Source organism: Oceanicaulis sp. LC35 (assembly GCF_052055585.1).
GTDB lineage: Bacteria > Pseudomonadota > Alphaproteobacteria > Caulobacterales > Maricaulaceae > Oceanicaulis.
Window position 1 is genome coordinate 1,474,729 of record NZ_CP170485.1, and the last position, 13,984, is coordinate 1,488,712.

Below are 13,984 nucleotides of genomic sequence, written 5' to 3' on the forward strand. Positions count from 1 at the left end.
GCACATGCGCAGCTTTTACATCTTTATCAAATGCGAGCTGGGTCGCACCTATGACGTGGCTTCCGCCATTGTCGATACGGTCAGCGAGACGCGCCAGGTGCATTCGGTCTCGGGCGAATTTGATCTTCTGGCGCAGTTTGCGGTCGAGGATGACGCCGATATCGGTCGCTTCGTGAATAAGTCCGTCCAGACGATTTCAGGCGTCAAGGACACCCAGACCCTGATCTGTTTCAACGCCTTCACGCCTGATCGCGGACAAGGGCTGGATTAAACCATGCATTTTGGCGTTTTCGACCTCTTCAAGATCGGCGTCGGCCCCTCGAGCTCGCACACTGTCGGGCCCATGAAGGCTGCGCGTCTGTTCCTGGAACGCGTCAGCGAGGCGCATGGCCTTGAGACGGTCACCCGCGTTCAGGCCGAGGCGTATGGCTCACTGGCGCTGACCGGGTCGGGCCACGCCACGGACAAGGCGATCTTGTGGGGGCTGGAAGGCGTGACGCCTGAAGGCGCGGATCCTGATGCCTTGCCGGCCCGGATTGATCGCATCCTGGCGGATAAAACGATCCGGTTGCTCGATACGCATGAGATCACCTTTGACCGAAAAGAGGATCTGCTGTTCCGCGGCGAGAAGCGCCTTCCCTTCCACTCAAACGCGATGAAATTCATAGCGTTTGACAAAGAGGGTGAAGTGTTGCGCGAAGAAGTCTGGTACTCGATCGGCGGCGGTTTCGTCATTGATGAAGCCGAGGCGGGACGCAATTCGGCGGCGGAAGCGCTTAAGGGCGAGCCCTATCCTTTCAACTCTTGCGACGAACTTTTAGAGATCTGCGACCGCGAAGGTCTGACCATCCCCGAACTGATGATGGCCAATGAAACCGCTTTCCGTGAAGAAGGCGAAGTCCGGAACTGGATCGGCAAGGTCACTGAAACCATGGAGGCCTGCATTGATCGCGGCCTCGGCCAGCGCGGTGAATTGCCAGGGGGTCTGAACGTGAAACGTCGTGCGCCGGTGATGCGAGAAAAGCTGATGGCGGAAGCCGCACGCGCCGAGACTGACCCCCTCGCCTCCATGGAATGGGTGAATCTCTGGGCCATGGCGGTCAATGAAGAGAACGCGGCGGGCGGCAAGGTCGTAACCGCGCCGACCAATGGCGCGGCGGGGATTATCCCGGCAGTGCTGCGCTATTACGACCGCCACCATCGCCGCTCCAATGATCCGGACGCCATTGCACGCTTCTTCCTGACCTCCGCCGCCATTGGCGCGCTCTACAAGCAGAACGCCTCTATCTCGGGCGCGGAAGCGGGCTGTCAGGGTGAAGTGGGCGTCGCGTGTTCCATGGCTGCTGGCGGGCTCGCCGCGGCGCTGGGCGGCACGAACCGTCAGATCGAGAACGCCGCCGAAATCGCCATGGAGCACAATCTGGGCCTGACGTGCGACCCGGTCGGCGGGCTGGTCCAGATCCCCTGCATCGAGCGCAACGCCATCGGCGCGATCAAGGCGATCAACGCCGCGCGCCTGGCGCTGATGAGCCAGGATGCCGATTACAAGGTGTCGCTTGATCAGGTCATCGAAACCATGGCCCAGACCGCGGCGGACATGAATGACAAGTACAAGGAGACGTCGACCGGCGGTCTCGCGGTGAACGTGCCGGTGTGTTGATCTTTCGCTCATGATCATGAAAAACCCCGGAGCGAACGCCCCGGGGTTTTTTGTATTCAAACAAGCGAGATTCTTAAGCCGCGAGGCTGTCCGCCACCGAGTATTTCGCCTCGGTGTTTTCTGCGACGTCCTCAAGAGTTACGCCGTCAGCGAGTTCCACGAGCTTGAGGCCGTCCTCGACCACATCGAACACGCCCAGCGTGGTGATGACGCGGTCCACGCAGCCCTTGCCGGTCAGAGGCAGGGAGCATTCCTTGAGGAGTTTGGTCTCGCCTGCCTTGTTGGTGTGATCCATGATCACCACCACGCGCTGCACGCCGGCGACGAGATCCATCGCGCCGCCCATGCCCTTGACCATTTTGCCCGGGATCATCCAGTTCGCGATGTCGCCTTTTTCAGACACTTCCATCGCGCCCAGAATGGACAGGTTGATATGGCCGCCGCGGATCATCGCGAAGCTGTCCGCCGAGCTGAAATAGCTCGTCTTCTTCAGCTCGGTGATGGTCTGCTTGCCGGCATTGATCAGGTCTGCGTCCACCTCGTCCTCGGTCGGGAACGGGCCCATGCCCAGCATGCCGTTCTCCGACTGCAAGGTGACGTCCATGCCGTCAGGGATGTGGTTCGCCACCAGCGTCGGAATGCCGATGCCAAGGTTCACGTAAAAGCCGTCCTGCAGCTCTTTCGCCGCGCGTTCAGCCAGTTGTTCTCTGGTCCAAGCCATTCTTCGATCCTCCCGCTTAGGCGCGCACAGTGCGTTGCTCGATGCGTTTTTCGAACGTGCCCTGAACAAGGCGTTGAACGAAAATGCCCGGCGTGTGGATGTGATCGGCGTCAAGCTCGCCGTTCTCGACGATTTCCTCGACCTCGGCGATGGTCACCTTGCCGGCGGTCGCCATCATCGGGTTGAAGTTTCGTGCGGTCTTGCGAAAGACGAGATTGCCCGCCTTGTCCGCCTTCCAGGCCTTCACGATGGAGATGTCCGCCACAAGGCCGGTTTCCATGATGTAGGTCTCGCCGTTGAAGTCCTTGTGCTCCTTGCCTTCCGCGACGAGCGTGCCGACGCCCGTCTTGGTGTAGAAGCCCGGAATGCCGGCGCCGCCTGCGCGGATGCGCTCGGCCAGCGTGCCCTGGGGATTGAACTCCAGCTCCAGCTCGCCGTTCAGATACTGTTTCTCGAAGGTCTTGTTCTCACCCACATAGGAGGAGACCATCTTCTTGATCTGGCGGGTCTGCAGCAACAGGCCGAGGCCGAAATCATCAACGCCGGCATTGTTGGAGATGACCGTGAGATCCTTCGCACCGCTGTCGCGCAGCGCCGTGATCAGGTTCTCCGGAATGCCGCACAGGCCGAAGCCGCCCGCCATTACCGTCATGCCGTCAAAAGTGAGCCCGTCTAGGGCTGTTTTTGCGTCCGGGTAGACTTTGTCCGCCACTGCGCCGTCTCCTTCCCTGAGAGTTTTCAACGCTCGTTTAATTTAGTCCGGCGTTATAGCCGGTTTGCTTCCGAATGCCAGCCCCTAAGCCGTAGAGGGCGGCTTCTGATCCTCATGCGCTTCGCCGCGATGACGATCGATCTCCACGCCCAGTGCGCCGCCGAAAAAGACCGCATAGGACGTCCAGTAGACCCATAACAGAAACACAATCAGCGTGCCCAGCGGACCATAGGTGCTGGGGTTCACAATCGTCGCCACATAGAGCGTGAAACCCTTGGAGGCGACCAGCCAGATCGAACCTGCGGTGGTTGCGCCGATGATGGACGCCGTCCAGCTCGTCTCGCCGGCCCGCTGCATGACGAAGCGATAAAGCAGCATCAGAGCCGTGATCATGGCGAGATAGGAGATCGACCATTCATTGATCAGGCTGGCGCCGAAATCGGCCGCATCACTGCCCAGCATCCGCAAGGCCGGGCGGATCATGTTGGGGATTGTCAGAATGGCGAGATTGGCCATTACCAACAGAGCGCCGCCCGCGATCACTGCCCCCATCGCCAGAAGGTTGAAGTGCAGGATGTTGCGCAGATCCCCGCGCCGGGCGATCTGGTTGAGACCGGCGATGATGGCTTTCGCGCCGCGCGCCGCCGCAAACCAGGCGATGAACAGCGCCAGCACGCCCTGCACGGTCAGTGAGGTGTTAGACGATCCGGCCAGCTGAGACAGCTGTGTGGTCAGGAAGGCATGCGCCGATGGCGGCAGGACGGCCGTCACCTGCAGCCGGGCCACCTGGGCGACGGCGTCGTCCTCTGAGAAGACGAGGCCGTAAACCGACGCTGCCACGAGGACGGCCGGCACCAGCGCCAGCAGACCGAAGAAGCCCGCCCCGCCCGCAAACAACATCACCTCGCGCGCCATCATGCGATCAATGGCGCGGATCGTGATCTTGATCGCCGGGATTTCCCAGGCGCGACGGATCAGGGATTTCATCTTGATCAGCGACATGAAGCGCAGAGTCCAAACCCGTGAAGAGACCTCTGGCGCCGGACGCCCAGGGTGTCGCGCCTGTTTAACCCTGAATGGTCAGGGCTGTCAGCCTAAACCCCCGTCGTTTTTCAGGCTTGAGATTTCCGCATCCGAGAAGCCCCAGTCCTTGAGCACCGCTTCCGTATGCTCGCCTGGAATAGGCGCGACGCTCTGAATGGCGCCGGGCGTACGTGAAAAGCGCGGTGCGGGTGCCGCCTGGCGCACGCCTTCAACCTCTACAAACACCCCGCGCGCTTTCATGTGCGGGTTCTCTGCTGCGGCTTTTGTGTCCAGGACGGGCGCGAAGCAGGCGTCCGTGCCGTCCAGCAGTGCGGTCCAGTGCGCCTGAGGCTGGCTTGCGAAGGTCTCTTCAAAAGCCCGTCGCATGTCAGGCCAGGTCTTCGCATCATATTGCGCCTGCATGGCCGGATGATCGGTGAGGTCGAGCTTCTCGATCAGCAGCTGATAGAATTCGCCCTCAAGCGCCCCGATGGACACGAAGGCCCCATCCGCACAGCGATAGGTGTCATAGAATGGCGCGCCGCCGTCGAGCAGGTTCTCGCCGCGCGGCTGGCTCCACATACCGATGGCGTCGAGCTGATGCACGGCGCCCATCAGATGGGCTGCGCCGTCCACGATGGCGGCGTCCACCACCTGTCCCTCGCCCGTCGTCCGCGCATGATGGAAAGCCGCCAGAACGCCAACCGCGAGATACATGGAGCCACCACCGAAATCGCCCACCACATTGACCGGCGGCACCGGCTTGTCCTTGGGGCCAATCGCGTCGAGGGCGCCTGTCAGCGCGATGTAATTGAGGTCATGACCGGCAGAGTGCGCCAACGGCCCATACTGGCCCCAGCCTGTCATGCGGCCATAGACCAGCGCCGGATTGGCGCGCAGGGCTTCTTCAGGCCCCAGCCCCAGGCGTTCCATGACGCCCGGACGATAGCCCTCAAGCACGATGTGGGCGCTCTGCATCATCTTCAGGCAGGCTTTGACCGCGCTCTCGCTCTTGAGATTGAACGCAGCAGAGCGACGCCCGCGCGCCAGAACCTCGGCCGGACCGCCCCCGCCCGCATGGGGACGATCGATACGAATGACCTCCGCGCCCAGATCGCTCAGCAGCATGGCGCAGAAGGGCGCCGGACCCAGTCCAACAAATTCCAGGACTTTAACGCCACGCAAAGGGCCTTGTGCTTTCGTATCGGTCGGCATGAGCAAATTCGCTTTGTGACAATTTCAGGAATCAAAGTTTTGACACTGAACTCAGATCGACACAATCTTGTCGCCTCGGGTCGAGGGGGGCAGACGGGGCGGATGTTTTCCATTGCAGTCATGGGCGATGACGCCAGGGCGCAGGAAACCGCTGAGCAATTGGCTCAAATGGGGTTTCAGGTCGCACGTCATATCGAACCGGGCTGTGAGGCTGTCGTCAGTTTCGCTCCTGTAAACTCTCCCCTGTCTTCTGAAGTTCTGCATCTGGCGATTGGCGATCATGACGGCGATGACGTCGCGGCGCGCCTGCCTGACAATGCCCACCCCATCCAGATTGCGTCGCGCTTGCGCGCCCTGTCTCGCCTCAAGGTTCTCGAACACACAGCGCAGTTGCGCCTGAAAAGCGCGCAGGACGCTGGCTATCAGCCCGCCCCTGTGCCGGTGAACCAGGATGAATCCACGGTACTGTTCGTGGGCGCCCCCGGCCCCTCCTTCATGCGCCTGCAGTTTGCGATGTCGCGCGCCGGCATCCAGACCATCGCCGCTTTCTCGACCTTCAACGCGTTTGATTATCTGCATGAGCGCACGTTTGACGCGGTGATCCTGAACACGCGTCCGGACGCCGGTCTGGCGCATACGGTGTGCTCGGCCATGCGCCGCAATACCCGGCTCTATCACACCCCGGCGATCCTGCTGACCGCGGATACCGACTATGCAGGCGCTGACGAGGCGTTTGCACGCGGTGCGTCCGACATCCTATCAGACAATGCCAGCAATGACGAAATGCGTGATCGGGTGATGGCGCTGGCGTCTGAACGTCGGCGTCGCCGTCTCGCCAAGGCGCGGCTGGAAGCCTGCCGCCTGCCGAGCCTGCTGGATACTGATTCAGACCTCTACAATGAGCGCTTTGGCCGCGTACACCTTCAAAGCCTGATGGATCACGCCGCAGCCCGGCTTGAGCCGATGAGCCTGATCATGCTCGGCGTCAGCGCTCCCCAGGACGCGGGCATGAACGGTTTCGCCAAGGCGACGAACCAGTTCGCCGGCATGCTGCGCCATTGCGTCCGCGCCGAGGATTTCGTGGTGCGTCTGTCCCAGGACCGTTTCCTGATCGCCCTGCCCAACACGCCCCGGACCGAAGCCAAAATGGTGTCCAACCGCGTTTCGGCCATTGCTGAATGCACGGCCTATGAAGGTGCAGACCCGCTCAAGCCGTTCCGGTTGGAGCTCAGCCCGTCCATCGAGGATGTGGCCGGTGAAACCAGTGCAAAGACGCTGATCGAACAGCTGGTGCGCCGCTCCAACGTACTGCCCTTCAGTTCCGCAAAAACCGGCTAGGCCGCTTCCTTGGCCTTGCGCGCGGCGTCCGCCACGGGCGCCAGCAGGCGCAGTGCGCCTTTCAGGCGATCCATGGGCGTCGGGAAGTCGCCTTTCAGGACCAGCGTGTTGTCCGGCCGCAGTTTGTAATCAGCCGGACGCTTGGTCATCAGCTCCACAAGAGCGGCCGGATCGCCAAAACCATGCTCGCGGAAGGTGGCGACAGCGCCTTTCGGACCCGCGTCGAGCTTGGCGACATTCGCTCGCTTGCACAGGGCCTTAAGCGCAACAACTTGCAGTAAGCTCTCAACTTCGTCTGGCAGCTTGCCAAAGCGGTCGATCAGCTCGGCGGCGAAGCCTTCGCGCTCCTGCTTGGTGTCAAGCGAGGACAGGCGACGATAGAGCGCCATACGCACATCGAGATCCGGCACATAGTCTTCGGGGATCAGCACCGCCGCGCCCACATTGATGGCGGGCGACCAGTCGCGCTCTTCAAGGCTCATATCGCCCTGCAGGCTCGCCACGGCTTCTTCAAGCATGGATTGGTAAAGCTCCACGCCCACATCCTTGATATGGCCTGATTGCTCCTCGCCCAAGAGATTACCGCCGCCGCGCAAATCAAGGTCATGGCTCGCCAGGGTGAAGCCCGCGCCCAGACTGTCGAGTGATTGCAGGATCTTCAGGCGCTTGTCCGCGGTCGCGGTCAGTTTCTGGTTCGCCGGCGTCGTCAGATAGGCATAGGCGCGCGCCTTGGCCCGCCCCACCCGGCCGCGCAGCTGATAGAGCGGCGCCAGGCCGAACATGTCGGCGCGGTGGATGATCATGGTGTTGGCGGTTGGGATATCGATGCCGGATTCCACAATGGTGGTGGAGACCAGCACATCATACCGGCCCTCATAGAAGGCAGTCATGATGTCTTCGAGCTGCCCGCCCGCCATCTGGCCATGGGCGATCACAAAGCTCACCTCGGGCACCTGCTCGCGCAGGAAGCTCGCGATATCCTCAAGGTCTGAAATCCGCGGAGCGACATAATAGCTCTGACCGCCGCGATAGCGTTCACGCAGCAGCGCCTCGCGCACGGTCACGCTGTCAAACGGCGTCACATAGGTGCGCACGGCCAGACGGTCGACCGGCGGCGTGGCGATGATCGACAGATCGCGAATGCCCGCCATGGACAGCTGCAGCGTCCGCGGAATGGGCGTTGCGGTCAGGGTCAGCACGTGGACGTCGGTCTTGAGCTCCTTCAGGCGCTCCTTGTGCTTGACGCCGAAGCGCTGCTCCTCGTCGATCACCAGAAGGCCGAGATCGGCGAACTTCACCGTTTTCGCCAGAATGGCGTGCGTGCCGATAACGATCTCACACGTGCCGTCTGCCAGTTCCTTGCGGGTCGCAGTCGCTTCCTTGGTCGAGACAAGGCGCGACAGCTGGCGTACTTTCACCGGCCAGCCCTTGAAGCGTTCCTCGAAGGTCTTGAAGTGCTGACGCGCCAGCAGCGTGGTCGGCGCGACAATCGCCACCTGACGCCCGCTCATGGCGGCCACGAACGCCGCGCGCAGCGCCACTTCGGTCTTGCCGAACCCCACATCGCCGCAGATCAGCCGGTCCATCGGGCGGCCCCTGGCGAAGTCAGAGAAGACATCGTCGATGGCGTTGAGCTGATCGTCCGTCTCCACATACGGGAAGCGGGCTGCGAACTCGTCATAGAGCCCGCTCGGGGGCGTGATGATCTCGGCGTCGCGGGCATTGCGGGCGGCGGCGATCTTGATCAGCTGATCGGCCATGTCGCGCAAGCGCTGCTTGGCCTTGGCCTTGCGGGCTTGCCAGGCCCCCGCGCCCAGACGGTCAAGCTGCGCGGTTTCGCTGTCCTGACCATAGCGCGACAGAAGCTCGATATTCTCCACCGGCAGGTAGAGCTTGCTCTCTCCGGCGTATTCCAGCTCCAGACAATCGTGCGGCGCGTCGCCCACAGACAGGGTTTTCAGGCCCAGATACCGCCCCAGACCATGGTCGGCATGCACCACCAGATCACCCGGCGTCAGCGCGCCAGCTTCGGCGATGACGTCGGCGGATTTCTTGCGGCGACGCGGCCGGGCCAGACGGTCGCCCAGAACATCCTGTTCGGCGATGATCGCAAAATCCGCCGTCTCGAAGCCATGTTCCAGCGGCAGCACGATGCGCGAGATCGTCTGGCCGCTCGTCTTGTTCACGGCGCGCCAGTCATCCGCCGCCATGATGGGTTTCAGGCCATGATCCGACAGCACGCTCGCCAGACGATCAGACGCGCCCTCGGACCAGCTGGCGAACAGCACGCGCTTGCCTGAAGACCGCAGCGCAACGGCATGCTTGCTGGCCGCTTCAAAGACGTTTTGGTCCGCCTGGCGTTCCGCGGCGAAGCTGCGCCCCTGCTTGCCGGACATGTCGATGACGTCATCGCCCGCCTCGTGAAAGGCGGTGAAGCGACGCGTGGCGCGCTGACCAAACTGGTCTGCCCATTCCGCTTCATCCAGATAGAGCGATTGCGGTTCGAGCGCGCGATAGGCGGGCGCGCCCATGGCCCCGGCCCCGGATTTCGACGCCAGCTGACGCGCTTCGTAATAATCGCGGATCTGCGCCAGCCGCTCATCGAGCGCGTCTTTAGCCAGCGGATCAAGGCCAATGAGAGCGCCCTCGCCCACATAGTCAAATACCGTATCGAGCCGCTCATGAAACAGTGGCAACCAGTGCTCCGCCCCGGTCGGACGTGCGCCCGCGCTGACCGAGTCATAGATCGGATCGCCCGACCCGACCGCGCCGAAATTCTTCAAGAACCCCGAACGGAAACGCGAAATGGCGTCCGCATTCAGAACGATCTCGCTGACCGGTGAGAAGCTGACGGATTTCAGCTGGCTGGTCGTGCGTTGGGTCTCGGGATCAAAACCGCGCACGGTTTCCAGCACATCGCCGAAGAAGTCGAGTCGCACCGGCTCTTCCGCATCCGCCGGGAAGACATCGATCACCCCGCCGCGCACGGCGTAATCGCCCCGCTCGGTGACGGTGGCGGTGCGCACATAGCCGTTCTCGGCGAGATGCTGTTTGAGCTTTTCAGAATCGAGCACGCCGCCCGGCTTGGCGCTCAACCCGCCGCCGGACAGCGCCGTCCTGGGCGCGCAGCGCTGAATGACGCCGGACACGGTCGAGATCACCAGAAGCGGGCTTGTGTCCGCGGCGTCCCGTTGCGCCAGCTTGTGCAGTGCGCCCGCCCGCCGCGCCGCCGTGCGCGGGCTGGGGCTGATCCGGTCATAGGGTTGGCAATCCCAGCCCAGAAGCCGCAGCACGGGCAAATCCGGCGCAAAGAACCGCGCCGCCGCCGCAAAGGCGCTGGCGCGGGCTTCGTCGGTGGCGATGTAGAGCCCCACTCCGCCGCGCGCCCGCAAGGCGTCGCAGAAAATGAGGGCGTCAAAGCCTTCGGGGGCGCCGCAAACGGTCAGCGAATTGGGCGATTGGGCCAGCGCTTTGAACTCATCCACGACGAGGCGTCCTCATAGGCTTTCGCCCCCGCGCCGAAATGACGGGGGGTGTCTCTTCTCTTGGTCGTCATCCCGGACTTGATCCGGGACCCATGCCGCGCCCCACTGGGTCCTGACGTTCGTCAGGATGACGCGGAGTGTTGTGTTAGCTCGACGGGCCATCGCCCTGATCGGCGAGCGCTTCAAAGTCAAAAGCCTTCAACGCATCCAGTACCGGGCCGTCAAAGTTGGGCGGTGTCTCGATCGTGCCGCAGATCCAGCCATAGACCTCGGTGTCCGGCGCATCCAGCAGACGCTCGAACTCGTCCACCTCGTCCGCCGACAGGTCATAGAGACGGTTGTCGGCAAAACGGCCCATGATCAGGTCCGCCTCCTTGAAGCCCCGCCGCCAGGCGCGGAAGGTCAACCGCTTCAGGCGGTCTTGCGGATCAATGGGCGTGTTCGGATCGGAGAACGGATTATCACTCATAAGTGCGCATATAGCGCGCGGGTGCGCACGGGTGAAGGGTGAGACTTTCCCGAATCCAGTTGGCGGGCGATGTTAGACCCATGCGCCCTCAATCCCTCTTCCCGCTGTTTGCTGACCTGACCACGCTCAAGGGCGTGGGGCCTCGGCTTGCGGCCTTGATGGAGAAGGTTGCGGGGCCACGGGTGAAGGATCTCGTCTTCACCGCGCCCACAGGCCTTGTGGACCGCACGCACCGGGTGTCGATCTCTGATGCCGGCGATGCCGGCGCGCAGACTTTGGTCACCATCGAGGCGGAGGTGGAGGCGCATATTCCCCGCCCCACGATGAAGCAGCCCTACAAGGTGCGCATGCGCGACGAGACAGGTTGGCTGCATCTGATCTTCTTTAACGCCAAGTCTGACTATTTGCGCCGTATGCTGCCCGAAGGCGCGCGGCGGATCGTGTCGGGCAAGGCGGAACGCTTCGCCAGCGAGATCCAGATCGTCCACCCCGATCTGATCGCCGACCCGAAAGAGGTCGAGGACGCGGACCTCTTGCAGCCCGTCTATCCGCTCACCGCCGGGCTTTCGATTAATGTCATGCGCAAGGCGATGCGCGAGGCGCTCTCCACCCTGCCCGACCTGCCGGAATGGATCGACGCGCCGCTCAAAGCGCGCGAAGGCTGGCTCGGCTGGCGCGAGGCGCTCCTGGAGCTGCACGCCCCTCAATCAGGGCTCGATCTCGAACCGGCCGCGCTGGTTCGCAAACGCCTCGCCTTTGACGAATTGTTCGCCCATCAGCTCGCCCTGAAGCTGGCGCGCCGCGATCGCAAGGCGCGCAAGGGGCGAGCTCTGTCGGGCGATGGCGCGATTGTCGCCAAAGTGCTCAAGCACGCGCCCTTTACCCCCACCGGCGCGCAGATGCGCGCGTTCGAGGCCTGCAAGACCGATATGGACTCTGCTCAGCGCATGATGCGGCTGGTCCATGGCGATGTGGGGTCGGGCAAGACCTTTGTCGCCGCGCTCTGCGCCGCCCACGCCGCCGAGGCGGGGGTGCAAACCGCCTTGATGGCGCCCACCGAAATCGTCGCCCGCCAGCACGCCAAGGTGCTGACCGCCTTGCTGGAACCGGCGGGCGTCTCGGTCGTCGCCCTGACTGGCCGTGACAAGGGCAAGCCGCGCAAGGAGATCGAGGCGCAGATCGCCTCGGGTGAGGCCCAGGTCGTGTGCGGCACCCATGCGCTCTTTCAGGATAGCGTCGAGTTTGCAGATCTCGGCCTTGTGGTGATCGACGAACAGCATCGCTTTGGCGTCTCCGACCGCCGCAAGCTGACCATGAAGGGGCGTGCGCCGGATGTGCTCGCCATGTCCGCCACCCCCATCCCCCGCACCCTGACCCTCGCCGCCTTCGGCGATCTTGATGTCAGCCGTCTTGATGAAAAACCGGCGGGCCGTATCCCGCCGGACACCCGCGTCGTCTCCGGTGAGCGGCTCTATGAGATCGTCGAGGGGCTGAAGCGCGCCCTGTCCAAGGGGGAGCGCGCCTATTGGGTGTGTCCGCTGGTGGAAGAAAGCGATGTGTCCGATCTCGCCGCCGCCGAGGCGCGCCATCACATGCTGTCCGAACTGCTGCCCAATGCCAGGATCGGGCTCGTTCATGGCCGCATGCCGGCGCGGGACAAGCAGAAGGCGGCGGAAGACTTCCGGGCGGGTGAGATTGATGTTCTGGTGGCCACCACGGTGATCGAGGTGGGGGTCGACGCCCCAGACGCCACCATCATGGTGATCGAACACGCCGAGCGCTTTGGCCTCGCCCAGCTGCACCAGCTACGCGGCCGGGTCGGGCGTGGCGACAAACCCTCCACCTGCCTGCTGCTCTATCACGGTCAGCTGGGAGAGACGGCGCGCGCCCGGCTCGAGATCATGCGCAACTCCGATGATGGCTTCGTCATCGCCGAGGAAGACTGGCGTTTGCGTGGCTCGGGTGATCCGCTGGGTCTGAAACAGTCCGGCCTGCCTGACTATCGAATCGCGGATCTGGCCGCCCATGCCGACCTTCTGGAACTCGCCAGCGACGCCGCCCAGTACGAAACTGCGCGTGAAGACGTGTTCGAGGGAGAGCGCGGAGAAGCCTTGCGCACCTTGCTCTATCTGTTTGAACGCGATGAGGGCGTACGCCTGATGCGGTCTGGATGAGATATCTCTGGCGAAGCGTCTGAAATTCTGCTAGAACCCCCACAATCGATTTATGGCCAGGTTTTCGGTCACAAGCGCTTTGCGCTGAACTCCACTCCCTCCACATGTCGATGTCCGCCATATCTCCACTCGGGAGTTGTGGTGCTTAATTCTTGTCTACAAAAGGACACACAACAATGGCTACCGGCATTGTGAAATGGTTCAACTCCACCAAAGGCTACGGCTTCATTCAGCCTGACGACGGCTCCAAAGACGTGTTCGTGCACGCTTCCGCCGTTGAGCGCGCTGGCATGCCCGAGCTCAAAGAAGGCCAACGCATTTCTTTCGAAGAAGAAGTGGACAAGCGCAGCGGCAAAACCTCTGCCGGTTCGCTGGCGAACGCCGACTAATCTGATCCTTATCCGATCAGTGAAAACCCCCGGGCCAACGCCCGGGGGTTTTTCTATGCCTTGTCTTCAGTTTCGTCCGTCTCATCGGATGAGGGCCTGGTGTCATCAGGCATCAGCCCGGCGCCCGCCTTGCCCGGCTCCGCCTGCGGGATCGCGCCATCCGGCAAACGATCCGGCGTCACCATGCCAAAGGAAATGATCAGCTTGGCCGCCTCTTCCACGGTCAGATCCAGCGGAATGGCCTTGGAGCGCGGCACGAACAGCAAAAAGCCCGAGGTCGGGTTCGGCGTGGTCGGGATGAAAACGCCAATCACCTCATCGCCCTTGCCCACGACCGAGCGGATAACACCGCGACCGGCAGACGCAACAAAAGCCACCGCATAGCTGCCGGCCATGGGGTATTCCACCAGCACCACTTCCTTGAAGGAGTTCTGCTGACCCTGGAACACCGTTTCAACGATCTGCTTGAGCGCGGCGTAGATATTGCGGATCAGCGGCACGCCATTGAGCACCCGCTCACCCAGATCCAGAAGGCTGCGTCCGAAGATGTTCGCCGCCAGCGCGCCCAGCAGCGTCAGCCCCAGCACGGCGATGAGCAATCCCATGCCCGGAATAGCGAAAGGCAGATAGCTTTCAGGATTGTAGCGCGCGGGGACCAGCGGTTTGATCACCCGGTCCACGAAGGTCACGAAGCTGTAGATCAGCCAGAAGGTGATGCCGATCGGCGCTGCAACAACGACGCCAGTCAGAAAGCGGTTACGGAGCCAGCGAAGCACGTGGCGTCACTCCATCTAGAGC

The 13,984-nt window shown here is 62.6% G+C and carries 12 protein-coding genes; 5 read left to right on the plus strand and 7 right to left on the minus strand.

The window, feature by feature from the left end; all coding sequences use genetic code 11:
- The first annotated feature begins 4 nt into the window (after positions 1 to 4).
- Together ACFELO_RS06950 and ACFELO_RS06955 are read left to right on the plus strand one after the other, a co-directional pair.
- Positions 5 to 271, plus strand: a complete 267-nt coding sequence (locus tag ACFELO_RS06950) for an Lrp/AsnC ligand binding domain-containing protein (RefSeq protein WP_009800860.1) — start codon at positions 5 to 7, stop codon at positions 269 to 271.
- 3 nt (positions 272 to 274) lie between these two features.
- On the plus strand, positions 275 to 1,660 hold the full coding sequence (locus ACFELO_RS06955) for an L-serine ammonia-lyase (RefSeq protein ID WP_440959811.1): 1,386 nt from the start codon (positions 275 to 277) through the stop codon (positions 1,658 to 1,660).
- Between the two features lie 73 nt (positions 1,661 to 1,733).
- On the opposite strand, the gene ACFELO_RS06960 is transcribed toward ACFELO_RS06955, so the two are convergent.
- The 4 genes from ACFELO_RS06960 to ACFELO_RS06975 all read right to left on the minus strand — a co-directional run bounded on the left by ACFELO_RS06960 (position 1,734) and on the right by ACFELO_RS06975 (position 5,331).
- Positions 1,734 to 2,381: a CoA transferase subunit B gene (locus ACFELO_RS06960; RefSeq protein WP_440959812.1), complete on the minus strand. Its 648-nt coding sequence runs from the start codon at positions 2,379 to 2,381 to the stop codon at positions 1,734 to 1,736.
- A 16-nt stretch (positions 2,382 to 2,397) separates the two neighbouring features.
- Positions 2,398 to 3,093, minus strand: coding sequence for a CoA transferase subunit A (locus ACFELO_RS06965; RefSeq protein WP_440959813.1), 696 nt, complete (start codon positions 3,091 to 3,093; stop codon positions 2,398 to 2,400).
- A gap of 84 nt (positions 3,094 to 3,177) precedes the next feature.
- A complete protein-coding gene (locus ACFELO_RS06970; RefSeq protein WP_440959814.1) occupies positions 3,178 to 4,095 on the minus strand; it encodes a YihY/virulence factor BrkB family protein in 918 nt (305 codons plus the stop codon).
- Positions 4,096 to 4,182: 87 nt separating this feature from the next.
- Positions 4,183 to 5,331, minus strand: coding sequence for a CaiB/BaiF CoA transferase family protein (locus ACFELO_RS06975; RefSeq protein ID WP_440959815.1), 1,149 nt, complete (start codon positions 5,329 to 5,331; stop codon positions 4,183 to 4,185).
- A gap of 102 nt (positions 5,332 to 5,433) precedes the next feature.
- Here ACFELO_RS06975 and ACFELO_RS06980 point away from each other — a divergent pair, with 102 nt between their 5' ends.
- Complete coding sequence (locus ACFELO_RS06980) at positions 5,434 to 6,669, plus strand: diguanylate cyclase domain-containing protein (RefSeq protein WP_440959816.1); 1,236 nt, start codon at positions 5,434 to 5,436, stop codon at positions 6,667 to 6,669.
- On the opposite strand, the gene mfd is transcribed toward ACFELO_RS06980, so the two are convergent.
- On the minus strand, positions 6,666 to 10,154 hold the full coding sequence (mfd, locus tag ACFELO_RS06985) for a transcription-repair coupling factor (RefSeq protein WP_440959817.1): 3,489 nt from the start codon (positions 10,152 to 10,154) through the stop codon (positions 6,666 to 6,668). The genes ACFELO_RS06980 and mfd overlap by 4 nt on opposite strands.
- Positions 10,155 to 10,299: 145 nt before the next feature.
- On the minus strand, positions 10,300 to 10,623 hold the full coding sequence (locus ACFELO_RS06990; RefSeq protein WP_440959818.1) for a succinate dehydrogenase assembly factor 2: 324 nt from the start codon (positions 10,621 to 10,623) through the stop codon (positions 10,300 to 10,302).
- A gap of 80 nt (positions 10,624 to 10,703) precedes the next feature.
- Between ACFELO_RS06990 and recG the strand changes: the two genes are divergently transcribed.
- Entirely contained in the window at positions 10,704 to 12,797 is a 2,094-nt protein-coding gene (recG, locus tag ACFELO_RS06995) for an ATP-dependent DNA helicase RecG (protein WP_440959819.1), read from the plus strand.
- 176 nt (positions 12,798 to 12,973) lie between these two features.
- A complete protein-coding gene (locus ACFELO_RS07000; RefSeq protein ID WP_009800850.1) occupies positions 12,974 to 13,186 on the plus strand; it encodes a cold-shock protein in 213 nt (70 codons plus the stop codon).
- A gap of 53 nt (positions 13,187 to 13,239) precedes the next feature.
- Here the strand turns inward: ACFELO_RS07000 and ACFELO_RS07005 are convergent, their stop codons facing one another.
- Positions 13,240 to 13,962 (minus strand): DUF502 domain-containing protein, encoded by a 723-nt coding sequence (locus ACFELO_RS07005; RefSeq protein WP_440959820.1) that lies wholly within the window; start codon positions 13,960 to 13,962, stop codon positions 13,240 to 13,242.
- Positions 13,963 to 13,984 lie beyond the last annotated feature (22 nt).

Bases quoted from the DNA above. Each gene is read 5' to 3' on its own strand.
- ACFELO_RS07000 (WP_009800850.1), top strand. From the start codon at position 12,974: ATGGCTACCGGCATTGTGAAATGGTTCAACTCCACCAAAGGCTACGGC.
- ACFELO_RS06950 (WP_009800860.1), top strand. From the start codon at position 5: ATGCGCAGCTTTTACATCTTTATCAAATGCGAGCTGGGTCGCACCTAT.
- ACFELO_RS06955 (WP_440959811.1), top strand. From the start codon at position 275: ATGCATTTTGGCGTTTTCGACCTCTTCAAGATCGGCGTCGGCCCCTCG.
- ACFELO_RS06960 (WP_440959812.1), bottom strand. From the start codon at position 2,381: ATGGCTTGGACCAGAGAACAACTGGCTGAACGCGCGGCGAAAGAGCTG.
- ACFELO_RS06975 (WP_440959815.1), bottom strand. From the start codon at position 5,331: ATGCCGACCGATACGAAAGCACAAGGCCCTTTGCGTGGCGTTAAAGTC.
- ACFELO_RS06980 (WP_440959816.1), top strand. From the start codon at position 5,434: ATGTTTTCCATTGCAGTCATGGGCGATGACGCCAGGGCGCAGGAAACC.
- ACFELO_RS06990 (WP_440959818.1), bottom strand. From the start codon at position 10,623: ATGAGTGATAATCCGTTCTCCGATCCGAACACGCCCATTGATCCGCAA.
- recG (WP_440959819.1), top strand. From the start codon at position 10,704: ATGCGCCCTCAATCCCTCTTCCCGCTGTTTGCTGACCTGACCACGCTC.
- ACFELO_RS06970 (WP_440959814.1), bottom strand. From the start codon at position 4,095: ATGTCGCTGATCAAGATGAAATCCCTGATCCGTCGCGCCTGGGAAATC.